Annotated in this window: 21 protein-coding genes; 12 read left to right on the top strand and 9 right to left on the bottom strand. The window is 67.7% G+C overall.

Annotated elements, in window-relative coordinates; all coding sequences use genetic code 11:
* Positions 1–56: 56 nt before the first annotated feature.
* The 3 genes from WD271_12760 to WD271_12770 all read right to left on the bottom strand — a co-directional run bounded on the left by WD271_12760 (position 57) and on the right by WD271_12770 (position 4,985).
* Positions 57–1,283, bottom strand: coding sequence for an ABC transporter substrate-binding protein (locus tag WD271_12760; protein ID MEX1008699.1), 1,227 nt, complete (start codon positions 1,281–1,283; stop codon positions 57–59).
* Positions 1,284–1,395: 112 nt separating this feature from the next.
* Positions 1,396–2,100: an ABC transporter ATP-binding protein gene (locus WD271_12765; protein ID MEX1008700.1), complete on the bottom strand. Its 705-nt coding sequence runs from the start codon at positions 2,098–2,100 to the stop codon at positions 1,396–1,398.
* Between the two features lie 77 nt (positions 2,101–2,177).
* Positions 2,178–4,985 carry a branched-chain amino acid ABC transporter permease/ATP-binding protein gene (locus tag WD271_12770; protein ID MEX1008701.1) on the bottom strand — a complete coding sequence of 936 codons (2,808 nt, stop codon included), beginning with the start codon at positions 4,983–4,985 and terminating at the stop codon, positions 2,178–2,180.
* Between the two features lie 121 nt (positions 4,986–5,106).
* On the opposite strand from WD271_12770, the gene WD271_12775 reads away from it, so the two are divergent.
* The 6 genes from WD271_12775 (at position 5,107) to WD271_12800 (ending at position 9,825) form a co-directional block, all read left to right on the top strand.
* Positions 5,107–6,018 (top strand): SDR family NAD(P)-dependent oxidoreductase, encoded by a 912-nt coding sequence (locus tag WD271_12775; GenBank protein ID MEX1008702.1) that lies wholly within the window; start codon positions 5,107–5,109, stop codon positions 6,016–6,018.
* A 31-nt stretch (positions 6,019–6,049) separates the two neighbouring features.
* Positions 6,050–6,499, top strand: a complete 450-nt coding sequence (locus WD271_12780) for a zinc ribbon domain-containing protein (GenBank protein ID MEX1008703.1) — start codon at positions 6,050–6,052, stop codon at positions 6,497–6,499.
* Positions 6,496–7,662 carry a thiolase family protein gene (locus tag WD271_12785; GenBank protein MEX1008704.1) on the top strand — a complete coding sequence of 389 codons (1,167 nt, stop codon included), beginning with the start codon at positions 6,496–6,498 and terminating at the stop codon, positions 7,660–7,662. The genes WD271_12780 and WD271_12785 overlap by 4 nt, the downstream gene beginning before the upstream one ends.
* Positions 7,663–7,738: 76 nt before the next feature.
* Positions 7,739–8,593 (top strand): enoyl-CoA hydratase/isomerase family protein, encoded by an 855-nt coding sequence (locus WD271_12790; protein MEX1008705.1) that lies wholly within the window; start codon positions 7,739–7,741, stop codon positions 8,591–8,593.
* Between the two features lie 303 nt (positions 8,594–8,896).
* Positions 8,897–9,415 carry a MaoC family dehydratase N-terminal domain-containing protein gene (locus tag WD271_12795; protein MEX1008706.1) on the top strand — a complete coding sequence of 173 codons (519 nt, stop codon included), beginning with the start codon at positions 8,897–8,899 and terminating at the stop codon, positions 9,413–9,415.
* On the top strand, positions 9,415–9,825 hold the full coding sequence (locus tag WD271_12800; protein ID MEX1008707.1) for a hypothetical protein: 411 nt from the start codon (positions 9,415–9,417) through the stop codon (positions 9,823–9,825). The genes WD271_12795 and WD271_12800 overlap by 1 nt, the downstream gene beginning before the upstream one ends.
* On the opposite strand, the gene WD271_12805 is transcribed toward WD271_12800, so the two are convergent.
* The 4 genes from WD271_12805 to WD271_12820 all read right to left on the bottom strand — a co-directional run bounded on the left by WD271_12805 (position 9,822) and on the right by WD271_12820 (position 15,069).
* Positions 9,822–10,775 carry a VOC family protein gene (locus WD271_12805; GenBank protein MEX1008708.1) on the bottom strand — a complete coding sequence of 318 codons (954 nt, stop codon included), beginning with the start codon at positions 10,773–10,775 and terminating at the stop codon, positions 9,822–9,824. The two genes, WD271_12800 and WD271_12805, sit on opposite strands and share 4 nt — an antisense overlap.
* Before the next feature lie 9 nt (positions 10,776–10,784).
* The gene (locus tag WD271_12810; protein ID MEX1008709.1) at positions 10,785–12,020 is read right to left on the bottom strand and encodes a cytochrome P450; all 1,236 of its coding nucleotides are present in this window, start codon (positions 12,018–12,020) and stop codon (positions 10,785–10,787) included.
* Positions 12,021–12,030: 10 nt separating this feature from the next.
* Positions 12,031–13,332: an amidohydrolase family protein gene (locus tag WD271_12815; GenBank protein MEX1008710.1), complete on the bottom strand. Its 1,302-nt coding sequence runs from the start codon at positions 13,330–13,332 to the stop codon at positions 12,031–12,033.
* Positions 13,333–13,512: 180 nt separating this feature from the next.
* Complete coding sequence (locus tag WD271_12820) at positions 13,513–15,069, bottom strand: AMP-binding protein (GenBank protein MEX1008711.1); 1,557 nt, start codon at positions 15,067–15,069, stop codon at positions 13,513–13,515.
* Positions 15,070–15,179: 110 nt separating this feature from the next.
* Here WD271_12820 and WD271_12825 point away from each other — a divergent pair, with 110 nt between their 5' ends.
* Genes WD271_12825 through WD271_12835 form a run of 3 tightly spaced genes read left to right on the top strand, consistent with a single transcriptional unit; the run spans position 15,180 to position 18,806 of the window.
* Positions 15,180–16,307 carry an acyl-CoA dehydrogenase family protein gene (locus WD271_12825; GenBank protein MEX1008712.1) on the top strand — a complete coding sequence of 376 codons (1,128 nt, stop codon included), beginning with the start codon at positions 15,180–15,182 and terminating at the stop codon, positions 16,305–16,307.
* Between the two features lie 18 nt (positions 16,308–16,325).
* Positions 16,326–17,588: an acyl-CoA dehydrogenase family protein gene (locus WD271_12830; protein ID MEX1008713.1), complete on the top strand. Its 1,263-nt coding sequence runs from the start codon at positions 16,326–16,328 to the stop codon at positions 17,586–17,588.
* A gap of 15 nt (positions 17,589–17,603) precedes the next feature.
* Complete coding sequence (locus tag WD271_12835; GenBank protein ID MEX1008714.1) at positions 17,604–18,806, top strand: LLM class flavin-dependent oxidoreductase; 1,203 nt, start codon at positions 17,604–17,606, stop codon at positions 18,804–18,806.
* Between the two features lie 5 nt (positions 18,807–18,811).
* Here WD271_12835 and WD271_12840 read toward each other — a convergent pair whose 3' ends face one another.
* Positions 18,812–19,777, bottom strand: coding sequence for an LLM class flavin-dependent oxidoreductase (locus WD271_12840; GenBank protein ID MEX1008715.1), 966 nt, complete (start codon positions 19,775–19,777; stop codon positions 18,812–18,814).
* A 47-nt stretch (positions 19,778–19,824) separates the two neighbouring features.
* On the opposite strand from WD271_12840, the gene WD271_12845 reads away from it, so the two are divergent.
* From WD271_12845 to WD271_12855, 3 genes are read left to right on the top strand one after another with little or no spacing between them, the layout of a single operon-like run.
* Positions 19,825–20,385: a nuclear transport factor 2 family protein gene (locus WD271_12845; GenBank protein ID MEX1008716.1), complete on the top strand. Its 561-nt coding sequence runs from the start codon at positions 19,825–19,827 to the stop codon at positions 20,383–20,385.
* Between the two features lie 28 nt (positions 20,386–20,413).
* A complete protein-coding gene (locus WD271_12850) occupies positions 20,414–21,259 on the top strand; it encodes a hypothetical protein (GenBank protein ID MEX1008717.1) in 846 nt (281 codons plus the stop codon).
* Positions 21,256–22,278, top strand: coding sequence for a hypothetical protein (locus WD271_12855; protein ID MEX1008718.1), 1,023 nt, complete (start codon positions 21,256–21,258; stop codon positions 22,276–22,278). Before WD271_12850 ends, WD271_12855 begins: the two co-directional genes overlap by 4 nt.
* 54 nt (positions 22,279–22,332) lie before the next feature.
* Here WD271_12855 and WD271_12860 read toward each other — a convergent pair whose 3' ends face one another.
* Positions 22,333–24,138 carry a hypothetical protein gene (locus tag WD271_12860; protein ID MEX1008719.1) on the bottom strand — a complete coding sequence of 602 codons (1,806 nt, stop codon included), beginning with the start codon at positions 24,136–24,138 and terminating at the stop codon, positions 22,333–22,335.
* Positions 24,139–24,146 lie beyond the last annotated feature (8 nt).

Below are 24,146 nucleotides of genomic sequence, written 5' to 3' on the forward strand. Positions count from 1 at the left end.
CCCCCCCCCCCCCCCCCGCTTCTCGTCACTCGTCGTCGTTCGTTCCGGGCGATCGCCTAGGGCGTGCAGGTCGTCTTCATGCCGTTCGGCGCATTGAGCTTGTGGTTCTTGAGCCGCATGAAGAACCAGCAAGCGTTGTGCACGTGGTCCTCGCCTTCGGTGAAGGTGATGGGGTTCGGCGCGAGCCCACCGAGCGTCTCGCCCTTGAAGGTGTACAGCCCGGTCTTCACCGCCGCCGCCGAGGGCGTGGTGCCGGACGGAATGGCCGACGCCGCCTGTCCGAACGCCAACGCTGCCGTCCAGATCACGGTCGCAGGCTGCTTGCTGTCGCCCTTGAGCACGGCGGGCGCGTACTTGTTCATCGCCGAGTGGAACGCCTTGAGGGACGCGGTCTGCTCGGAGTTCAGTCCCTTCGTGACCGTGAACGGGAACGAGTACACCGCGGCGATGGCTTCTTTGATGTTGGGGTCCTTCAACCACGCCGTCTGCGAGATCTGACCGTCACCCGAGGTGTACTTCGGGAAGTAGTTCTGGCGGCCGCAGTCGCGTGCCATGTTCTGCAGCAACGGCGCTCCCTCGATGCCGACGTCGGTGGTGTTGGACTGCTTGAACGTGAGACATGCCGCGGTGTAGTCGGGCTGGGTGTTCGTCGTGCCGACCCCTTCGGTGTACTGCACGCCGAACTGGCTGGCCAATGCCTTGAAGATCGGTGCCGCCGCCGCCGCCGCCGGGATGTCGGAGGCGTAGGTGATGCCGAAGCTCTTGCCGCCCTGGTCGGCGACGAGCTTGATCTGGGCCTTGAGCCCTTCGCTGATCGCGGTGGTCGTGACGCAGAAGAAGTTCTCGGAAGCGATGGCATCGATCGAGTAGCAACCGCCACCGATGATCGGGACGCCGGCATCAGTCGCGATCGACAGGACCTGCACGAGGTTCGACGTGGTTGCCTCGCCCACGATGGCGATCACGCCGTCGTCGATCAGGCCCTTCGTCAACGCCGACGCCTTGGCCGGGTCGTTGCCGTCGTCGACGGTCTTGACCACGACTTTCATGCCGTTGATGCCGCCTTGGGCGTTCACCATCTTCGCCCAGGCGTTGAGCGTCTGACGGGCGTAGGTGTTCTTGGAGCCCGGCGTGCTCGGGTTCGTCTCGGTCACGACCTGGCCGATCAGCAACTTCCCGCCACTTGCGCCGCGCTTTGCCGCGACCGCCGGCGACATCGCTGCGAGCACCATCAGGACCGCCAGCGGCGCGGCGAGCTTGAGCGTACGAGTGTGAAGTCGCATGTCCCCCCTCTGTCTGTGGTTCGGTCCTGCCCGCAACGTTACGAGCAACGAATAGTACGAAGTAAAGCACGATCGGGTCTTGCTCGTCCCGTCACCCAGCGCGAAGCAGCCATCAGCGCGTTTCGGCCGCTTCGCCGGTGTAGAGCTCGAACACCCGCTCCTCGTCGAGGTCGGCGGTCGGGCCGGAGTAGACGATCCTCCCCTGGTGGAGCAGGTACACCATGCTCGCCATCGCGAGGGCCCGGGTGATGTACTGCTCCACGATCAGCAGCGAGACGCCTTCGCCGGCGATCCGCTCGATGAACTCGAAGATGGCGTTGACGACGAGCGGCGCCAGCCCCAGCGATGCCTCGTCGACGAGGACGAGCCTCGGGTTCGCGACGTACGCACGAACGAGGGCGAGCATCTGTTGCTCACCGCCGCTGAGCGTGCCCGCGATCTGGCTCCTCCGGTCGCCGAGCACCGGGAAGGTGTCGACCGCCCGTTCGTAGGCCTCACGCTGGCGGCCCTTCGGCACGTAGAGCGCGAGATTCTCGCGCACGGTGAGTGACGGGAAGATGCCGCGCCCTTCCGGGATGAGGCACAGGCCACGCCGCGAGCGCTGGTACGGGCTGAGCCGGGTGATGTCGTCACCTCCGAGCTCGATCGTGCCCTGCTGGGGGCGGGCCAGCCCGGACGCCATGCGCAACGTGGTCGTCTTGCCCGCGCCGTTCGGGCCGAGCAGCGCGACCACCGACGAGTCGGGCACCGAGATCGACACGTCACGGAGCACGACCGTGTCGCCGTAGCCGCCGGTGAGGTTCTTGATCTCGAGCATGTCGCTCCGCTTCGTTGGTCGCTCGACTGCGAGCCGGGATACCCGGCTCGCGGCCGTTTCGTTCCGCTTCCTGATTCTCAGGCCGGGTCAGCGACGACCGCGGCCTCGATCCCGATCTCGTCCGACCCGAGATACGCCGCTTGGACGATCTCGCTGTCGCGCACCTCCTCCGGCGTTCCCGAGAAGATCACTCGGCCGAAGTCCATCACGTAGATGTACTCGCAGACGTCCATTACGAGCGCCATGTCGTGCTCGACCAGCAGCAAGCCGGTACCGCGCTCCGACACGACGTGGCGGAGCACCTCACCGAAGCGCTCCGTCTCGGCCTGATCGAGGCCCGAGGACGGCTCGTCGAGGAGGATCACGTCGAAGACGCCGGCGAGTGCCCGCGCGAGCTCGACGAGACGCCGCTCACCCGACGTGAGCTGCGCAGCCTGACGCGCGCGCAGTGCCGTGACACCCGTGAGCGCCATTGCCGAATCGGCTGATTCGCGGATCGTCTTGCGCTGCCCGGGCGCGGCAGCGAGCTGCCCGAGCATGCTGCGGCCGCCCATCGCCGCTTCACGTCCGAGTGCCACGTTCTCGTCTACCGAGAGCGAGTTCCAGAGCTCCGCTCGTTGGAACGTGCGCCCCAGACCACGCCGCGCGCGCGCCGCCGATGTGCTGCGGGTGACGTTCGTGCCGTGGATCAAGACTCGGCCTTGGTTCGTCCGTACCAGGCCGCATGCCGCGTTGAAGCTGGTGGTCTTGCCGGCACCGTTGGGGCCGATGAGCCCGGTGACCCGCCCAACCGGTGCTTCGAGGTTCAGCGAGTCGACTGCGACGAGGCCTCCGAAACGGACGGTGATCTCGACCAGCTCGAGTCCGCGCGGCGCGTCTCCCGCGACCTCACCGTCGCCGTCGCCGCCGCTCGCGTTCGCGCTGACCGTGGCGGGCACCACGACCGGAGTGAGAACCAAGGGCTCTGCCGGCTCGATGACCGCGGGCTCCGGGAGCGCCGTGGGCTCGACGGCGCGCCGCCGGCCGCCGAGGCGGTCGAGGAGGGTGCGCAGCCACAGGGGCATACTCGGCGGCCTGGTTGCCCGCAGACCCACCAAGACCACTGCGAGCCCGAAGAAGATTTGGATGTAGGCCTGGATGTTCTCGATGTTGATGTAGCTCGGGATCACCACGAACGACGCGGCCGCAGCGACCGCGTACCACGGCGCACCGCCGAACGAGAGCACCACGACCGCGATGATGGTGAGCGAGCTGAACGCCGGGAAGGTCGCACCGTTCACCGCGCCGAGGAAACCGGCGTACAAGGCCCCGAAGATCCCAGCGAGGAACGAGGAGATGCAGAACACGAGCACGCGCGTCACGTTGGTGGTCGCGCCTTCAGTGTCGAGCGCGAGTGGTGAGTCGCGGAGGCCCAGTAGCAGACGACCCAGACGCCCGCGCACGACTCCCACCACGAGGATGGAACAAATCACCGCGGCCGCGAGCGCGACGTAGTAATAGTCGCGATCGGACGTTGCGAAGCTCGGTCTTGGCGCGTGCAGCCCGTCAGCAGTAGCGCCGAACATGATGTCCTGCAGGTACAGCATGTTCGCGAGGAGGATGCCGAAGCCCAAGGTGGCGAGCGCCAGGAACAATCCTGAGAGCCGGATTGCCGGGACCGAGATGATCAAACCCACGGGCACCGCGATCAGCCCGGCGAGCAGCAGCGCGAGGAGCCATGGCACACCGTGATCGGTGGCGAGGTGGGCGAACGCGGCGGCGCCCACCGCCGCGAACGCGTACTGGCACAGTGATACCTGGCCAGACTCGCGCACGAGCAGGCCGAGCGAGAGGAACAGGATCACCGTGAGTATGCCGACGGTCCAGAACGACAGGTTGTTGCCGACGAGATTGGGCACGAACGCGAGGAAGGCCACGATGAGCACGCCGATGCCGATGCTCACCGAGGTGGGTGTGGTGTAGACGTTCCGCGGTGGCGGGGGTGGCGGGGTGCGGCGCTGCAGGAGCAAGCGCTTCGGCGTGACCAGCAACGCGATGAAGAGCACGATGAACGGGAGGCTCGCCGGTAGCCCGCCCAGCCATGTGATCGTGCCGACGTACTTGGTCGAGACCTGCGCCGCGATGCCGATCGCGATTCCTCCGAGATACGTGAGCGGGAGGTTGGAGAAGTAGCCGACCGCGGCGGCGCCGAACGCCTGCACGACGAGGAGGATGAGCAGCAGAGAGTTGACGCCAGTGTTCGGTGCGAGCAGCACACCCGACAACGCGGCGAAGACGGTGCCGATGATCCACGACCACCGGCGAATCGCGATCGGGTTGGTGCCGGTGACGTTGACGAGGTCGGGATTGTCGACCACGGCCCGCATTGCGACGCCCAGACGAGAATACCGGAAGAACAGGAAGAGGATGATCGTCGCGAGCAGCGCGATCGCCATCGTGATCGCCTGGTCGTACCCGACGTTCGTGTCGGCGACCGTGAACGTCTCGGTCGAGAGGTAGGAGGGAAACTGGAGTGCCCCGAAGCTGATGTCGCCCCAACTGCTCGACCAAAGCGTGAGTGCGCCCGAGATGCCGAGCGCGAGGCCGACCATGCCGACGATCTGGAATTCGGTGCTGACCCGGGCGAGCATGCGGGTGAGTAGTTCGAGCACCAACCCCATGAGTGGGCCGAGGACCAGCACCGACACGACGGCGGCGATCCGCCAATCGATGCCGTGCCGTTGCCACATCCAGTAGAAGACGAACGCGGCGACGGCCGCGATCGCGCCGTACGCGAAGTTGAAGACACCGGAGGTCTTGTACGTGAGCACCAGCCCGGTGCCAGCGAGGCCGTAAATGGAGCCGAGGGTCAGGCCGATGACAACGAACGGAAGAAACTCGGTCACGCTGTCGAAACCCCCCGTTTCGTCGGCCGTAGAACGCGCCGGGCGCGAAGGTAGCCCAGTACGAAGTTGTGCGGGAGGGGGCCACAGGGCGCGTCGGCGTTCATACACGGTACAATGGATCGTGTCCGCTGCGCCAGTGCCGGGTTCCCTGGACCGCCGCGTCGCGGTCGTGACGGGGGGCGGCCGGGGGATCGGGCGAGCACACTGCCTGCTGCTCGCGGCGCGCGGCGCGCGTGTCGTCGTGTGTGACGTCGGCGCCGGGCTCGACGGGAGCGGTCACGACCGGTCCGTCGCCGACGCCGTCGTGTCGGAGATCCGCGCCGAGGGTGGCGACGCGGTCGCCGACCACAGCGACATCTCAACCTTCGACGGCGCGGCGCGACCCGTGGCGCGCGCGGTGCAGACGTACGGCAGGATCGACATCGTCGTGAACAACGCGGGCATCGCCGCCGGGGGTGGAGATGCCGGGGGTGGAGATGCCGGGGGTGGAGATGCCCGGGGTGGAGATGCCGGCGCGCCGATCGAGACGATCACCGAGGACGAGCTCGACGAGGTGTTCGCGGTGAACTTCACCGGCACCATCGGCACGACGCGCGCGGCATGGCCGTATCTCCGAGCGCAGGGCTGGGGTCGCATCGTGAACACGGTCTCCGAGGTCGCGCTCGACACCCGAATTCCCGGGGGAGGTGGTGTCGGGTACGGCGCCGCCAAAGCCGCGGTGTGGTCCGCAACGTTGTCACTCGCCCAACAGGGCGCGCAGCACGGGATCACCGTCAACGCGGTGTCGCCGGGTGCGTCCACGCGCATGAACGAGGAGATGTTCCGGTACACGCCCCCGCCCGCAGGGCTCGACCTCGACCCGGTACACGTCGCGCGGGTCGTGGCCTGGCTTGTCAGTGACGACGCGGCCGACGTTACCGGGCGGATCGTGCACGTCACCGGCGGCCAGCATCGCGAGTACACGACTCGGCGTCACCGCGACACCGAGCTGGTGCAGCGCATCGACCGGGCTGTCGCCGACGCATCCCGGTAGGGTTCGACGGCCCGTCAGACAGGAGGTTGTGGTGGTCGCGATCGGCGACAACGAGTTGGTCGAGCGGTACCAGGGCGTACGGCTCGACCACACGAACAAGCACTTCTACCGTGGTCTGCTCGACCGGGAGCTCCGGCTGAGCCGCTGCGCCGACTGCGGTTGGTGGCACCACCGCCCGAAGCCGATCTGCCCGCGGTGCTGGTCGTCGAACGTGGAGGCCACTCCCGTCAGCGGCCGGGGCACGATCCACCTCGTGATCTTCCTCTACCAGGGCCCGCCCGCCGACGGCGTCGACTACACGGCGGGCCCGCACCCCGTGGTCACGGTGGAGCTCGAGGAGCAGGAGGGGCTGCGCTTCACGAGCACCGTCGTCGGCTCGCCGAACGACGACATCGTGATCGGCGCGCCGGTCGAGCTCGTGTGGATCGAGCGCGACGGCCGGCCGTTCCCGGTGTTTCGCCTCGCGACTGCGCCGACGTGATCGGCAACGCGAACCCCGCCAAGGACAAGGTCGCGTTCGCGAGCGCGGCAACGACCGGCTTCCGGCGCGACAGCGGCGACGTGACGCCGGCGTCGCTCGCCCTCGAAGCGTGCATCAGCGCGATCAAGGCCGCGGGCGTCAACGCGAACGACATCAACGGTCTGGTCGGCGCGAACCCGCAGTACATCCAGTCCGCGCTCGGCATCCCGCACCTCACCTACTGGAACGGTGCGGGCATCCCGTTCGTCTCCGCGATCGCGAATGCGATGAACGCGGTCTACACGGGCGCGGCCGACGTCGTCCTCGCGTACCACTCCGTGTACCGCAGCCCGATGTTCTCGCGCTCGGCTGTCAACGACCCGTTCCGGCGCATGGGCTTCGTCGGGATGGGCGGCGACGGGTTCGGGCCCGACAGCATCAGCGGTGCGGTGGGGTACACGGCGTGGGCGGGGCGCTACCTCTACGAGTACCACGCGTCACGCGACACCTTCGGCTACATCGCGATCAACGATCGCACGAACGCGGCGCGCAATCCGGCCGCGGCGTTGCGCGATCCGCTCACGATGGACGACTATCTCGCAGCACGGATGATCCGGTGGCCGCTCTGCCTGCTCGACATGGACGTGCCGGTCGATGGCGCCGACGCGTTCATCGTCACCACCGCGGAGCGTGCACGCGACATGGCGCTGCCGCCGGTCGTGATCCACGCATGCACGCAAGGGATGGTTGCCCAGAACGAGGAAGATCAGACGCCGAGCCTCCGCGAACACGGCCAGCACGTCGTCATCGACTCGTTGAAGCAGAAGAGCGACATCTGGATCGACGACATCGACGTGTACTTCCCGTACGACGGGTTCTCGTTCATCACGGTGAGCTGGATCGAGAACTCGGGGTGGTGTGGTCTGGGCGAAGCGCGCGACTGGATCGAGGACAACTGGGATGCCGACGCGGGGCGCATCGTGATCGACGGTCACATTCCCGTGAACCCGCACGGCGGCGCGCTGTCCGAGGGCGGTACGCAAGGCTCCGGCCATACCCGCGAGGCCATCCATCAGCTCCAGGGCCTTGCCGGTGACCGCCAGGTTCCGGGCGCGAGCAAGGCGCTGATCACCGCGGGAGGCTTCTTCTTCAACGCGCAGGGGTGCGTGCTACGCACCGAATAGGAGCGAAGAAGGCGAAACGGGGTACCCCCGATTCGCCTGAGCGACCCAGGATAGGGCCTCGAGATCGGGGGAGAGCATGATCGAAGGCTCGTACACAGGTTTCGACGTTGCGCTCCACGACCGCGGCGTGGCGGTCATCACGTTGAACCAACCGGAACGGCTCAACGCGATGACGTTCGGAATGCGTCGCGATCTGTGCGAGACGCTCGGCCTCGCCCAGCTCGACGACGGTGTGCGCGTCGTCGTGCTCACGGGAACCGGGCGCGGCTTCTGCGCGGGCATGTTCCTCGCCGGCGACGGCCGCGCCGAGGAGCCGACGTTGGTACCCGGCCGGCCCCCGGCACAGCACGAGCCTGTCAACCTGCAAGCGCAGCTCCGCCTGTTCTCCCAGGAGCTCACGCGCAGCATCCGGCGTCTCGACAAGCTCACGATCGCCGCGGTCAACGGCTTTGCGATCCAGATCGGGCTCTCGATGGCGCTCGCCTGCGACTACGTCCTCGCGGCCCGATCCGCTCGGCTGGGGAGCGCCACGCTGCGGATGGGTTACCAACCCGACGAGGGCGGGCATTGGCTCCTCGTTGAGCACCTCGGTGTCAAGCGCGCGCTCGACTTCGTCATGCGCTCCCGCATCGTCGATGCGGAGGAGGCGTACCGGCTCGGCCTCGTCTCCGAAGTCGTCGACGACGACGCGCTGCTCGAGCGTGCGATCGAGCTTGCTTCCGAGCTCGCGGCGGGACCGCAGGTCGCGATGCGTCTCTTGAAGCAGGCCGTCTACAACGCCGCGCACCTGCAGTTCGACCAGGCCGGGGACGACATCGCGCTGCGCACGGCGATCAGCGACTTCCACGTCGACGCGCGCGAGGGCGCGCCGGCCTGGCTGCGCCACGAAACGCCCGAGTTCAACCGCTGGTTGGACGAGACCACCGAGTAACGGGAGGAAGACGTTGGCGATCCACAACGAGATGGTCGTCGAGGTCGACGACCCCGGGACCTCGCGGGCGAGGCGTGCCGAAAACTCGGGGGTGCCACGGGCGGTCGAGAGCCGCAACCGGCGTCCGTCGAGGCTGAAGGTGTCGTGATACCAGCAGCCCGAAACAACGCCGCGCCTGACCCGGCGTAACCCGCAACCCGACCCGGGCCGTACGATGCACCTCATCCATGCACCACGACCATCGCGCCGGGCTACGACACCAACACCCCAAACGTTGCCTGACGCGGCATTAGCTTCTCGCCAATGCCGGACAGTTGGATTTCCGACGACATGCGAGCGGCGCTCGGTGGCGAGCACAGCGACCGGGTGTCTCTGCCGATCTCGGTGTCCGACATCCGCAAGTGGGCGCAAGCCGTGTACTACCCGGAGGCGCCGCCGCGCGAGTACTGGGACGAGGAGTACGCCGCGACCACCCCGGCGGGCGGGATCGTCGCGCCCGAGGAGTTCAACCCGTTCGCGTGGATGACGGCGGCCGGCCCGCCCGCGAGCGAGGCGCTCGGCCAGGGCGCGAGCACCACCGAACGGCGGCTGGGCATCGACCCGCCCGCGACGTCCAACATGCTGAACGGCGGCATGGAGGCCGAGTACACGGGCGTTTGCATGCGACCGGGCGACGTGATCCGTGCCGTGACCATTCTCAGCGATTACTCCGAACGCGAAGGACGCCTGGGGCTCATGCTCTTCACCACCACCGAACAACGCTGGACCAACCAGCGCGGCGAGCTGATCAAGACGCAGCGCGACGTGCTCATCCGGTACTGATGGCGATCGACATCACCGTCGGCCAGGAGCTGCCGCCGTACGCGCGCGAGGCGGGGTTCCCGGCATGGAACCGCTACGCCGCGGTGAACGACGAGTTCATCCCCATCCACATGGAGGATGCGGCGGGAACGGCCGCCGGCTACTCGGGTGCCTTCGGCATGGGCAACCTCCAGTGGGCGTACATGCACTGCTTGCTGCGCGAGTGGCTCGCGGGCACCGACGGCCGGATTGTGAAGGTCCAGTGCCAGTTCCGGCGCGCAAGCGAGCAGCACCACACCGTCACCGCGAGGGGCGTGGTCACCGGCGTGCGCATGGAGGACGGCGCGCAACTCGTCGACCTCCACATCTGGACCGAGATCGAGGACGGCACGAAGCTCGCCCCCGGCACCGCCACCGTCCGTTTTGGCTAGGCGAGCGGGTCGCCCGGGCACGTCTCCGTCGAGAAGGCGTAGTTGGCACCGAGGCAGTCGTCGGCGTTCGCGGTGACGACCGCGTCCGACGTGCGCGCGCAGCGCACGCCGACCGACGGCAGGTACGACTCCACCGCGTCGAGGTCGTCGACGACGAACGTGAGTTGGTAGAGCATGTCGGCGTACTGGTCGACGTGCTCGGCGACGGGTCCGCTTTCGGACAGCGGCGAGGCAAGTTCGAGCAGCAGGTGGCCGAGTTGGAGGAAGCTCGACCGCACGCCGCGCCCCTCGTCGACGCCGTCGTGCACCGGCACCGCCTGCCACAACTTCTCGAAGATGGCGCGCGTCGCCTCGATGTCGCGCACCCTCATCGTGGCGTAGCCGAGTCGGCGGATGCCGAGCGGATGCTCCGACCACCGCCGCGCGCGATCGTCCCAGTCGTCCTGGAGCCGCGGGTCGGTCCCTACCGCGGCGCTGTACGCACCGTCGGTATTGCGCGTGATCTGCACCATCAGGCCGCCCACCGATCGCGGTGACGGGTAGAAGTAGTAGATGTCGGGCGGCACGGCTTCCATGCGCCCGCCGCCGGGCAGGCCGATGTAGACGTCGTGGTCGAGCAGGTGCTGCGCGAACCCTTCGATGTCGTCGACCAGGCAGCCCAACGAGTGGAACCGCGATCCGTGCCGGAGGTAGAAGCGAGCGACGGGGTAGCGATCGTCGGGAGGCTGCTTCGGCGCCATCGATTCGATGCAGAGATCACTCACCGCCATCAACGCGGCGTACCGATCCTCGACCTCGGACCAGTTCGGCCCGTCGGGCGGCCACCACACGTCGGCGTCGAACACCTTCTGGTACCACGCGTTGATCGCGGGCACGTCGTCGCTCAGGTGGATGACGTGGTACATGAGCCCGAAGCCGTATAGCCCGGTCTTCTTGATCGACATGTGCATGGCGCGCGCCTATAGACCGACTGGCCAGACGAGCGGCAGGTGGTGCGGCGCCCTCGGGTTCACCGAGTAGACGAGCTCGGCGCCGTCGGCGATGCGGTACTCCGGGATGCGGGCGTGCCACACGTCGAGCGCGGCGCGCAGCTCCATGCGGGCCAGGTGCGAACCGAGGCACCGGTGCCAGCCGCTGGCGAAGCAGATGTGCGCGTTCGGCGACCGGTCGACGTTGACAGAGAGCGGATCGTCGAACGCCTCGGGGTCGACGTTGGCGGCGGCCCACCACACGATCGCGTTCGTACCGGCCTCGAGCGTGCCGCTCGGGAGCTCGACATCGGCGACCACGTGGCGAAAGCCCTGCGTGACCGGCGACTCGAACCGCATCATCTCCTCGATGCCCATCGGCCACTTCGACGGGTCGGCGAGCAGCGCGGCGCGCTCGTCGGGCTGCCGAGCGAGCCGGGCGAGAATGCACGCGAGCGACGCGGCGACGGTGTCGAGACCCGCGATCATCAGCAGGTTGCAGATGCCGTGGAGCTCGCCTCGATTGACGCGCCGCCCGTCGAACTCGGTGGTCATCAACCAACCGATGAGATCCTCGCCGTAGTCGCCGGATTCGTCGCGCCGGTCGAACTCGGCGGCGAACCACGCGTCGCACGCGTCGAAGGCAGCCATCCGCACCTCGGGCGTGATCGACGGGTCGAACGCGCCGCCGAGGATCGTGTTCTTGAAGCCGAGGAAACCTTCGAGCTGCGACTGGGGGATGCCCATGATCGACAGGAAGATCGACGACGGCAACGGCTCGCACCACTCGAGGTACGCGTCGGCCTCGCCGCCGTCGATGAACGAGTCGATCAGCTCGCCGGCGCGTTCACGAATGCGCGGTTCGAGCAGCGCCATCTTCTTGGGCGTGAACACCGGGTCGAGGATCTTCCGCCACTTGGTGTGCTCGGCGCCGTCGAGCTCGAGCGGGATCGCCACGTGACGACCACTCAAGCCGATCCTCTCGCCTTCGTCGCCCTCGAACATGCCCATGTCGGAACCGAACTGGCGGACGTCGCGTGAGCGGGTGAGCGCCTGGATGTCAGCCATCTTGCGGAGCGAGACCATCCCGGGCGCCATCTCCTCGATGCCGAGCTTCAGCTTCTCGGTGTGGAGGTCTTGCGGGTGATCGCTGGTGAGCGCGTCCATCTCGGCTCTCACGTCGTCGCCGAAGGCGCCGTAGGACGAAGGTGCGGGTGCGTCGGCCATCGGTTGCCTCCTACGCAGGGATGCCGAGGAATTCGGCGAGGTTGTCGTGCATGATGCGCTTGACGTCGTCGTCGCTGAACCCCGAGAGCTGCGCGGCAGCGTACTGCTCCGGGTACGCAAGGCCTTCGCCGTGCGGAAAGTCGGAACCGAACACGATCGGCTCCACGCCCACTTCGGCCACGACGCGCTGCACGTTCTCCTCCGGGAAGGGCGCCACGAGGAAGCGCTGCCGGAAGATCTCACTCGGCCGCGCCTCGAGCTTGCCCCACTTGGCCTTGCGGCCCATGTGGAACGCGTGATCCATCTTGCGGATGGTATATGGCACCCACACCGTGCCCATCTCCGAGAGCACGACCCGGACGTTGGGAAACCGGCCGAAGAGGTTGTGCAGGATCATCCCGGCCGTCAGTTCCATCGCCGGTCGGTCGCCCCAGTACATGACCCATTGGAACGCGTCGAAGTCGCCGAACGTGATCTCGGGGTCCTCGCTCCAGTCGGCGCCGTACTTCTGGTAGTCACTGGGGCCGAGGTGTACGCACACTCGTCCGTGCGCCTCGTTGATGCGTGACCACACCGGGTCGAAGATCGGGTCGGCGATCGAGCGGCCGCCGAAGGGATTGTCACGCCCGCCGTGCGCGTGCCCGGATTTGAACTGCACCATCGGCGAACCTTGCTCGAGCACGGTCTCGAGCTCCTGCACCGCGAGGTCGACATCCGCGAGCGCGATGTAGGGCGGGAGGAACATGCGGTTGTCGTGCGCGTACCCGATCTCCTCGTAGATCCAGCGATTGAAGGCGCGGATGTTCGCGTACATCGCGTCGACGTCGTCGGCAAACTCGAACTCGTATCGTGCGGTCGCGGGGTACATGAGGGCGGCGTCGATGCCTTGCGCGTCCATCAACGCGAGGCGAAGCTCGCGGTTCCCGTACGCCTCGCGCTGCTCGCGGAACTCTGTGATCAGCGCCCGGCGCGCATCGTCGCTCAGCCCCTTCAACGGGTTGAGGCGGGTCAGCAACACACCGGGGATCCCGTGCGCCGCGTTCTCGCGCTCGGCGAAGGTCAGGTTGCCGGGCAGCTCGGCTGCCTCGTCGCCGACCATCTTCGGGAACTCCTCGTTCGAGTGGGTGATCTGCGTGACGCTGAACTTCGTCGGCTTGCCCGCGAAGAGCAGGACCGGGATGCCGTTCTCGTCGGTGGCGTAGCGGATCGCCAGATCGCGCTTGGCCGGATCGATGTACTTCTCGTAGAGGTCCGGCGGCTCGTTGAAATGGCTGTCCGCGTCGTTGATGCCGTACGGCAGGACGCCGGCCATCGGCTGTTCCTTCCAGTCGTGCGCGCCCGTGACTGTATGGCACCGTGCGGCCGGACGATCGAAGACCGGGGAACGCGAGTTTCTCGCCGCAGCGAGCGCCCCGACGGCACCGCCGAACGCGGTGAAGGCCGTCGAAGCCCGACCGCACCGCGCGAGGTCAACCTCGACATTGCCGGGGGATCAGCGCGCCGGCCAGTAGCGGTCGCGCAGCTTCCCCTTGTAGAGCTTCCCGGTATCGAGACGCGGCAGCTCGCGTTCGAAGTCGACGGTGCGCGGGCACTTGTACGCCGCAAGCTGGGAACGGCAGTACTCGATGAGCTCCGCCTCCAGCTCGGGTCCGCGGTCCGACCAGTCGATCGGTTGTACCACCGCCTTCACCTGCTCGCCGAGGTCGTCGTCGGGCACACCGATCACCGCGACGTCGGCGACCTTCGGGTGCATCACGAGCACGTTCTCGGCTTCCTGCGGGTAGATGTTCACCCCGCCGCTGATGATCATGTGCGCCTTGCGGTCGGTGAGATAGAGGTAGCCCTCCTCGTCGAGGTAGCCGATGTCGCCGACGGTCTTGTAGCCGAGCGCGTTCACCGCCTCGGCGGTCTTCGCGGGGTCGTTGCGGTACTCGAAGCCGAGCGGCCCTTCGAACCAGATCGTGCCCGCTTCACCGGTGGGGAGCTCGTTGCCGTCGTCGTCGAGGATGTGCGCGGCGCCGCCCATCGGCTTGCCGACGGTACCGGGGTGCGCGAGCCACTCCTCGGGCTCGACGAACGTGGCGCCCGCGCCTTCGGTCGACGAGTAGTACTCGAACACGATCGGCCCCCACCACTCCATGATCTGCTGCTTCACGTCGACGGGGCACGGCGCGGCCGCGTGCACGACCGACCGCAAGCTCGACAGGTCGTACGCCTCGCGCCGGTCCCTCGGAAGCTTGAGCATGCGCACGAACATGGTGGGGACGAACTGTCCGCACGTCACGCCGTACCGTTCGATGAGCGCGAGTGCCTGCTCGGCGTCGAAGCGTTCCATCAACACGACGGTGCCGCCGAGGCGATGGATGCCCATCGACCACGCGATGGGGGCCGCGTGGTAGAGCGGCGCGGGCGAGAGGTACACGCTGCCCTCGACGAAGCCGCACCGTTCGAAGAAGGCCGAGAGCACTTCCTGGCCTTCACCCATCTTCGCGAACGACAGCGGCCGCACGATGCCCTTCGGCTTGCCGGTCGTCCCCGACGAGTAGAGCGAAAAGCCACCCTCGCATTCGTCGGCGATCGGCTCGGTCGGGTACGCGGCCACCGCGTCTTCGTACACCTGCCACCCTTCGACTGGCCAAGCGTCGAACCGATTCTCCATTGGGCCGTCGACCATGAGCCGGCTCTCGACCCGAGGCGTGGCGTCGGGCGACAGCTGCGCGACGACCTCGGCGAGCCGCTTGCTGCTCACGAAGACGCGCGCTTCGCAGTCGCCGACGATGTACTCGACCTCGGGTGCTGTGAGGTGCGAGTTCACGCACGTCCAGTACAAACCCGCGCGCTGCGCCGCCCACGTGATCTCCATGAAACGCGCGTGGTTCTCCATGAAGATCGCGATGCAGTCACCCTTCGTGAGCCCCCGGGCGCGGAACAACTGCGCGAGCCGGTTCGACCGCTCGTCGAGCTCGCGGTAGGTGACGACCTCGCCCGTCGCCCCCATGATGATCGCGGGGTGGTCCGGTGCTCGTCGTGCGATGGCGCCCGGGTACACGCCCCGAGTTTGGCACGGAGCGAACGGAAAGCGAGCCGGGTCTCCGGCTCGCAAGTGAGCGACCCATCGAGTCGGATAGCCTGCGCGGCGCACAAGGAGAAGGGGGAGCCGTGAACCTCGAGCTCACCGAGGACCAGGAGTTTTTCCGCGACACCACCCGTCGCTTCCTCGACAGCGAAGCGCCGCTCACCACCGTGCGCGCGCTCTGGGACACCCCCGACGGGCTCGAGCGCGACTGGTGGAGCAAGGCGGCCGAGCTCGGCTGGACCACGTTGTTCGTGCCCGAGGAGCACGGCGGCGGGAGCTTGTCGGGCCATCCGGTCGAGGATGCCGTGATCGTGGCCGAGGAGATGGGCCGGATGGCGGCGCCCGGTCCGTTCCTGCCGGTCAACGTCGTGTGCGCGGCGCTGGCGCGCGGTGGGAGCGCGGACCAGCAGGCGGAGATGTTCCCCGGCCTGCTCGCAGGGGAGACGATCGCCACGTGGGCGTTCGCCGAGCGCGGCGGCACGTGGGACGCATCCGGCGTTTCGCTCACGGCTGAGCCCTCGGGCGACGCGATCGTGCTCACCGGCCAGAAGGCCTACGTGGAGGCGGCGGGAATTGCCGACTCGTTCCTGGTGACGGCGCGCACCGGCGACGGCCTCACCCAGGTGCTCGTTCCTGCCGACGCTCACGGTGTCACCGTCACGCGCGGGCGCAGCATCGACCTCGTGCGGCGCTACGGATCGATCACCTTCGACGGCACGCGCGTCCCGCCGTCGGCCGTGGTCGGCGAAGTCGGTGGCGCGGCGGCACTGGTCGAGCGCCAGCTCGAGATCGCGCTCGCGCTGCAGTGTGCCGAGACGGTCGGCGCCGCCGACCGCGTGTTCGAGTTCACCACCGAGTACGCGCAGGACCGGTACGCGTTCGGTCGTCCGATCGCGTCGTTCCAGGCGCTCAAGCACCGCATCGCCGACATGCTCGTATGGCTGGAGTTCTCGAAGTCGATCGCGGACGCGGCCGCGCAGGCCGTCGACCGCGGCGCGGACGACGCCGGGCGACTGGTGAGCGTGGCCAAGGCGTACGTAGCGGACAGATGTCTCGACCTCATCGACGACTGTGTACAGATCAACGGTGGCATCGGCGTCACGTGGGAGCACGACATCCACATCTACTCCCGCCGGGCCGCTGTGAACCGCGCGGTGTACGGCTCGCCGGAAGAGCACAAGGAGCGGCTCTGCGCGCTCCTCGACGTCTGAGAGAGTGAGGAGAACCTGATGTCCGACGCTGCGGCCGAAGCGGTCGAAGAGATGGAGAGCCTCGACGCATTCGGGGAACGGGCGCGCGTATGGATCGAGGAGAACCTTCCGAACGAAGGTGACAACTCGCTCACCGATCGCGAGCTCCAGGCGGTGGTGTTCGACGCCGGCTTCGCGGGCATCGCCTTCCCGAAGGAGTACGGGGGCGCGGGGCTCACGTTGCAGCACCAGAAGGTGTTCTTCGACACCGCGGCCACCACGCGGCGCCGGGTGCCGTCCGGCTACATGGTGTCGATCGGGATGATGGGCGCGACGCTGCTCGACCACGCATCCGAACTGCTGAAGCAGCGGCATCTCCCGCGCATCTTGCGTGGTGACGAGGAGTGGATGCAGCTGCTGTCGGAGCCGAGTGGCGGATCCGACATGGCGGGCGCGCTCACGCGGCTCACCCGCGACGGCGACACCTATATCCTCAACGGCTCCAAGATGTGGAGCTCGGGCGCAAAGGTCGCCGACTACGGCTTGTGCCTCGCGCGGACCGACTGGGACGCGCCCAAGCACCGCGGCCTCTCCACCATCGCGGTGCCGCTCAAGGGCACCCCCGGCCTCACCATCGATCCCATCCGCGCGGTCACCGGCGTCGAGGGCCACTTCTGCACGGAGTTCTTCGACAACATCGAGCTCCCGGCCGAGAACCTCGTCGGCGAGGAGAACAGCGGATGGGCAGTCGCGCAGACGCTCTTGTACCACGAGCGCCTCGCCACCGCCGGCGCGGGCCACGGCTACGGACTCGGCATGGGCGGCGGTGGCGAGGTGGGATTCGGCGGCCGCGGCATCCGCATGCTCATCGACGCGGCTCGCTCCCGCAACGCCGCGAGCGTCGGCGCGCTGCGTCAGCAGATCGCCGACTCCTACATCGAGCGAACGGTCGCGCGCTACGCGAACGAGCGGGTGATGACCGGTCAACGCACCGGGCACTTCAAGGGCCAGTGGGGCTCGCTGCTCAAGTTGCACCTCGGCGCCGACAGCTCCCACCAGGCGAAGATCGGCCTCTCGGTTCACGGGGCCGCGGGTGTGATCTGGGACGGCGACGAGCAGATCACCGGCAACGCCGGCGAGATGTGGCTCAGCTCCCGCGGCATCGCCATCGCCGGTGGCAGCAACGAGATGCAGCGCAACATCGTGAGCGAGCGTCTGCTCGGCCTTCCGCGCGAGCCGTCGTTCGATCGCGACATCCCGTTCAACGAGGTCATCCGCAACCGCGGCAACTTCAAGAGCTGAGCCGGCGGTCAGGCCATGACCATTCCGTTGCGGCACGGGGTGTTCCTCGCGCCGTTCCATTCGCTGGACGAGAACCCGACGCTCGCGCTCGAGCGCGACCTGCAGCTGTGCCAGCTACTCGACGAGCTCGGCTTTCACGAGGCGTGGATCGGCGAGCACCACTCCGCCGGTCTGGAGACGATCGACTCGCCGGAGGTGTTCATCGCCGCGGCGGCGGAGCGCACCAAACACATCAAGTTCGGCACCGGCGTGGTGTCGTTGCCGTATCACCACCCCCTCAACGTCGCGAACCGGATCATCCAGCTCGACCACATGACCCGCGGCCGGGTGATGTTCGGCGCCGGCCCCGGTTTGTTGGCCTCCGATGCGCTGATGATGGGCATCGAGCCAGAGGACACGCGCGACCGCATGGAACAGGGCATCGACGTGATCCTGCGCTTGTTCCGCGGCGAGTTCGTCACCGAAGAGACCGACTGGTACGTGATGCGCGACGCGCACACGCACCTGCGGCCGTACACGCAGCCGCATCCGGAGGTGTGCGTGGCCAGCGCGGTGACACCGTCGGGTGGACGAATGGCGGGCAAGTACGACCTCGGCATGCTCTGCGTCGCCGCGGGCGAACGCGCGGGTTTCGACGCCCTTGCGAACAACTGGCAGGTGGCGTGCGAGATCGCCGCGGAGCACGGCAGAGAGATGGATCGATCAAGGTTACGAGCCGTGGTGAACATTCACGTTGCGGAAACGCGCGACCAGGCGATCGAGAACATTCGGTACGGATGCGAAGAGTTCATCCGCTACTTCAACAACAATCAGCCCCGGTTCACGGTGCCCGACGGTGCCGACTACGTCGAGTGGGTCATCGAGAACGACATCGCGTGCGTGGGCACGCCCGACGACGCCATCGCTCGTATCGAGCGGCTCTACGACAAGCAGGGCGAGTTCGGCTGCATCCTCCTCCAGGTCACGAACTGGGCCGACTGGCCGGCTACCAAGCGATCGTTCGAGCTCTACTCGCACTACGTCATCCCGCACTTCGCGGGTGCCAACGAGCACCGGAGACTGTCGTACGACTGGGTCACCAAGAACCAGGCCGAGCTGGTCGAGAAGCGCGTCGCGGCCGCGCAGCAGATGTTCGCCAAGCACGAAGCCGAGCAGGCCGAGAAGGGCAAGGCCGCCACACCCGGCGAGTCACCGGGCACGTCGAAGACCCTCAGCTGACGGGATCAGTCCAGCAAGGGCTTGAGCGCGGTGAACGTGAGCTCGATGTGGCGGTCGACGAGCTCGTCGGGCATGCCCGGGAAGTCGGACCACCCGTACACGTCGGTGACGGGGAGGTTTCCGATGCGATCGCGGATGACACCCGCGATGTGCTCGGGCGTGCCGATGACGAAGCCGCCGGTGTCGGCCCAGTCGGCGGCGGTGACCGGCGGGGGAGCCGCACGACGGGTGCCCTCGAACATGTAGCGCGCGTACGAGTTCCACCGGTACGCCGCGTGCTCCTGCACGATGTTCCACGCACGCTCGGGGTCGTCGGCGAGGAGGAATTCGACCGACGTCGTCATCTTGGCACGGGACCGATCGTGTCCGCCCCGTTCCAATCCGACGAGGTACGGCTCCAGGAGCGCCGCGTCCCCGGAGAGCAGGCCGCCGCCGAGACGGCCGGCGAGGCGCGCGCCATCAGGACCACCGAACCCGAACCAGAGCGGCATCGGTCGTTGCACGGGCGGGGGAGTGACCAGTTGTGCATCGTCGAACGGTTCTTCACCCCAGAGCCGGCGCATCTCGCGCACCCGCTCGGCGAACACGCGGTAGCGATGCTTGAAGTCGCCGTCGAACGCGAGGTACTCGGGCTTGCGGTACCCCACGCCGAAGCCGGGCTCCATGCGGCCGCCGCTGATCACGTCACACAGCGCGACCTGCTCGGCCATCTCGATCCCGAGGTGCAAGGGGAGCAGCGCGACCGCGGTGCCGATGCGGATCGTCGTGGTGCGCGCGGCGATCGCGGCCGCCAGGGTGAAGCACTGCGGGAGGTAGCCGTCGTCGAAGAAGTGGTGCTCCGTGAGCCACACCATCTCGGCGCCGAGCCGCTCCGCCTCTTCGATGCGCTCGAGCCAACGTCCGTAGTGTTGCGGCCACGGCCGCTGCCACTCCGGCGGGTTCCGCATGTCGATGTACATCCCCAACCGCATCAAGCGGTGTCTAGCAGACCAGTGGCCCATAGTCAGGAGGACGTGTGGTGACGGACCTCGAAGCTCGAATCGACCGGCTCGAGAGCCTCGAATCGATCCGCGACATCGTGGCGCGGTACCCGCTGTGCCTCGACGCGCGCGACATCGACGGGGTGGTGCAGCTGTTCGTGGACGACGTCCGCGCCTACCCGGGGGCGGAGCGCGGCCGTGGCCCGCTCCACGAGCACTACACGAACCTGTGCAAGCAGTGGGGTGTCACGTGCCACGTGAACTCGGCCAACGCCGTCTTCGAATTCCTCGACGACGATCGCGCGGAAGGTCACATCTACTGCCGCGCGGAGCACGAAATCGGCGACCGCTGGGTTGTTGCGATGCTGCGCTATCACGACCGGTACGAGCGCCGCGACGACAGCAAGTGGTACTTCCGCTGGCGTCGGGTGCACCTCTTCTACGTTGCGGACCTTCTCGACCGACCCGTCGGACCGAACCGTGTGCGGTGGCCGGGTCAAGAAGCCGGCGCGGCCGAGGCGCCGTTCATGTACGACACGTGGCAGCAGTTCTACGCGGCGGGTGGTCCCGGGGAAGGCCGCGGGCCCTTCGAGCCGTGACCGCGACCGGGCGTTATTGTGCGGCGCGATGGACACGGACGAACACTGGGCGGCATGGAAGCGAAGCCTTGGTGAGGGCGGGCTCGTCTCGTACCGGTACCTCGGGTGCTCGTCGACGGCGCTTTCACGCGGCACCGCCGAGGGCGGCATGCGGCTGCGCAGCGACCTGCGCACTGCCGGCGGCCTGCTCGCCGCTCCGCTCGGCATCGCGCTACTCGACACCGCGGGGATCAACGTCGACGCGATCGGACGCTGTGCACCGACACAGATCGACGTCACCGTCTTCGACTCCGCCCACGATGTCGCGGAGGTGCGGATCTTCGGTGAGATCGTCCGGGAGGGTCGATCGCAGATGTTCACGCAGGGCCGCTTCGAGGACGCGGCGCGTCCCGGCCGCGTGATCGGCTTCGGCACCACGAGCTGGGCGGTGATGGCGCCGACGCCGCCGGGGTTCGTCTACGTGAACCCCGGTCCGGGTGTGCCCGACCGGCCCGACCTTCCTGCGTTCGTGGAGGCCTTCGGCGTGGCTCCTCGCCGCGGCGCCGATGATGGTCATGGCTACGAGCTCGCCGGCCTGTCGCCGCAGGTGGGCGCCGACTCGCTGCACCAGGGCCCGATCCAGGCGATGCTCGAAGCGGCCGCGCTCGACGCCGCACGCGAGACCGCGGGGACCGACGCGATCTACGCGGAGCACACGGGAACCACGATCGTGCAGCGCGGGAAGACCGGGCCGTTCGTCACGACGGCGAGCGTGCTCGCGGCCGGCAACCAGACCGTCGCGTGTCGCGCCGAGCTCCGCGACCACGGCGAGGGCGGGCGCGTCGTCGCCACCGGCTTCTCGTTGTACCGGCGCGCAAGGCCCGGCGAATCGTGACCGAACACCCTGATCGCAAGGAGTGGCGCGAGGGAAACGAGTCGCTGCTCGACGACGACAACTTCCACGAACCCGAATCGGACCACTGGTGGGAGCACGAGACGTTCTGGTTCTGGTTCTTCGACCCCGAACGCAAGCTCGGCTGCTGGAGCTACCACTACGTGCGGCCGACGATCGGGATCGCGGGCGGCGGTGTGTTCGTGTTCGACGACACCGCGTGGTTCCACCTGGAGACGCCGTACTACATCAACTACTGGAACACACAGCTGCCTGCGGAACGCGACCTGCGTGACTTCACGTTCCCGAGCGGGCAGCGCATCCAGATGCTCGAACCGCTCGAGCAGTACCGCCTCACGTTCGCCGACCGCGACGTCATCAACTTCGATCTCGACTGGCGCGCGGTCATGTCACCGTGGGTGCGCGTGTCGGAGAGCCGGCGCGTGCAGGGTGGTGGTGAGCCGGGAGATGCGAAGCCGCGCCACCTCGACCAGTTCGGCCACGTCACGGGAACACTGGTGCTTCACGGCGAAGAGATCCCGATCGACTGCTACGCGATGCGCGACCACTCGTGGTGGCATCTTCGACCTGAGCAGTGGAAGGACAACGGCGGGCGCAGCAGCTACATCACCGGCATGGCGTCACCCGAAACGGCGTTCTTCGGTGCGGGCGCCGGCGGCTTCGTCGTGCTCGACGGCGTGCGCAAAGACATGGTGACAGGCACCAAGCGGCGCGAGCGTGATCCGGAGCACGGCTTCGTTCGCCGCGTGTTCGTCGACGCGGTCGATTCGGAGGGTCGAGAGCTCACGGTGGAAGGCGAGAGTGTGAGCCGCATGGCGATCCCGATCTCCGGTGTGCACGGCGTGTGCTGGCAGAGCCTGATGCACTGGTCGATCAATGGCGTCGAGGCGTGGGGCGACGACCAGGACGCGTGGCCGCTCCACCAGTGGTCGGCGTTCCGCCGTCAACAGATGGGCATCCACGACGCGCGCATCCACACACTCGGCGACGTCTACTCCTGATTGTGGGTCGCTCACTGCGCATCGGGGATACCCCGATGCGCGGACGTTCGCTCCTTACGCGCCGGCGAACTGATCGATGCCGTAGGCCTTGGCGAGGAAGCCGTCGCTGTTTGGTGCGCCGGCTTGGCCCGGCCCGCCGCCGGCCGGGCACTCGGCGCAGTCACCCGCGTACACGGGCGTCGGCGTCTGGCGCGTGTCGAAGCCGACGACGGCGCCCTCTTTCTCGAACCACGCGAACTGCTTCTTGGGCCACGTGCTCGCGCGATAACGCTTCGCACCATTGACGTACGTGATCACGCCCTTCCCCGAGCTCCCGGTGCCGTTCGACGGCCCGGTCGTTTCCGGGTCCCACCACACCGGGGCGAAGTCGAGGCCGAGGTCCATGTACTCGTCGTAGGGCAGCCCGGGGTTCTTGCCGTAGCCCACCAGCGCCCCGGTCGGGTAGCCCTGCGCCGCGCCGCCCGACCCTGGGATGGAGAAGAGCCCCTGCTGGAACGTCTGCGGCGTGAGCTTGGGCCCTGCGGTATGGATGCCTCGCATCAGCCAGACCACGTCGCGCGGAACGACCGACGTTACCTGCGTGCCGGCCGTCTCGCCCCAGTACCAGGTGAGCAGAGCGGTCTGCACGGTCAACGACTTCGCCGGCGGCGGTGGAATCGGGTCCGGTTGCGTGTACGGCGAGAGATTCGACTCGCCGAACATGTGCGCAGCCTGCTCCTGCGGGTAGCCCCGGGCGAAGATCGCGATGTCCTGGAAGACCGCGCCGGTCAGGTACCACTCGGGGAACCACTCCTGTTTCGTGGCCTGTGACATCATCGCCTTGTTCATCGCGATGTCGGAGAACATGATCACCGTGGTGACGCCCGCGTTCTTCATCTTCGTCACCAGGATCGGTGCCTGCTCCTGCGCCAGCGCGTCCTCGCCGAACGTCGTGCCGTTGCTGTTGTAGCTGCCCTCGGTGGTGACCGTGCCCCCGTACTTCTTGAAGTAGCTCTTGAACTGGCCGATGTCGATGAGCGTCGGGATGTACACCGCGGCGAACTTGCGGGTCTGCTTCTTGATGTCGTCGCTGCCCGCGAACTCGGCCTTCTTACCCACGAGTTGCTTCCCGACCACCTCGGCCGCGTTGGCGGCCGCGGACTGCGCATCGCTGAGGCCCCACCGGAACGGTGCCTGGGCCGTTGCTTTGGCAGTAGTGGTCGCGTCGCCGTACACGAGGATCTTCGCCTTGGCCATCTCGGCGTCGAGCACGTCGAGCCCGGCCGTGACCATGTCCATCACCGCGAAGGGCTTCAGCGCTTTGATCGCGACCGCGTCGGCACGCTGTGCCGCCTCGTCGCTGCCCGACGATGTCACGAACTTCACCTCTACGTCGCGCCCCCACGTCTCGTAGTACTTCATGAGTGGGAGCAAGTAGTCGTGCGCCGCGTCCGCGTAGGTGCCGCCGGTCGACGTGAGGTCGGTGCGGCGGACGGGTGACGTTCCTGCCGGGAGCGACGTTCCCTCGAGCTGGGTGTCATTCGGGAGGACGGCCACGGCGGTGACCTTGTCCTTGGTGACACCCTGGGAGGTGGCGCCACCGTTGTCGGCACCCTCCTTCCAGGGCTTCACGCAGATCGGCCCGCCGCCGACGATGGTGGAGTTGAAGCGCCCGTACACCCCGTAGTTCGGGTTGTCGTGATGGCACCTTGGGTTGTTGAGCGCGGCCGACGTACCGATGCCCGAACCCGAGGTTGGCTTCCCCGCGCCGGGCGGCGGCGCGACCGTCGCGAATGCCGACACGGTGAGCGCGGCAACCACGGCCGCGGTCGTGGCGGTCACCGCCCCGAGAAGAAAGCCGTGCTGCGTACGACGAGTCATGGTGTCCC

Source organism: Acidimicrobiia bacterium (genome assembly GCA_040880805.1).
Classification (GTDB): Bacteria; Actinomycetota; Acidimicrobiia; order IMCC26256; family DASPTH01; genus DASPTH01.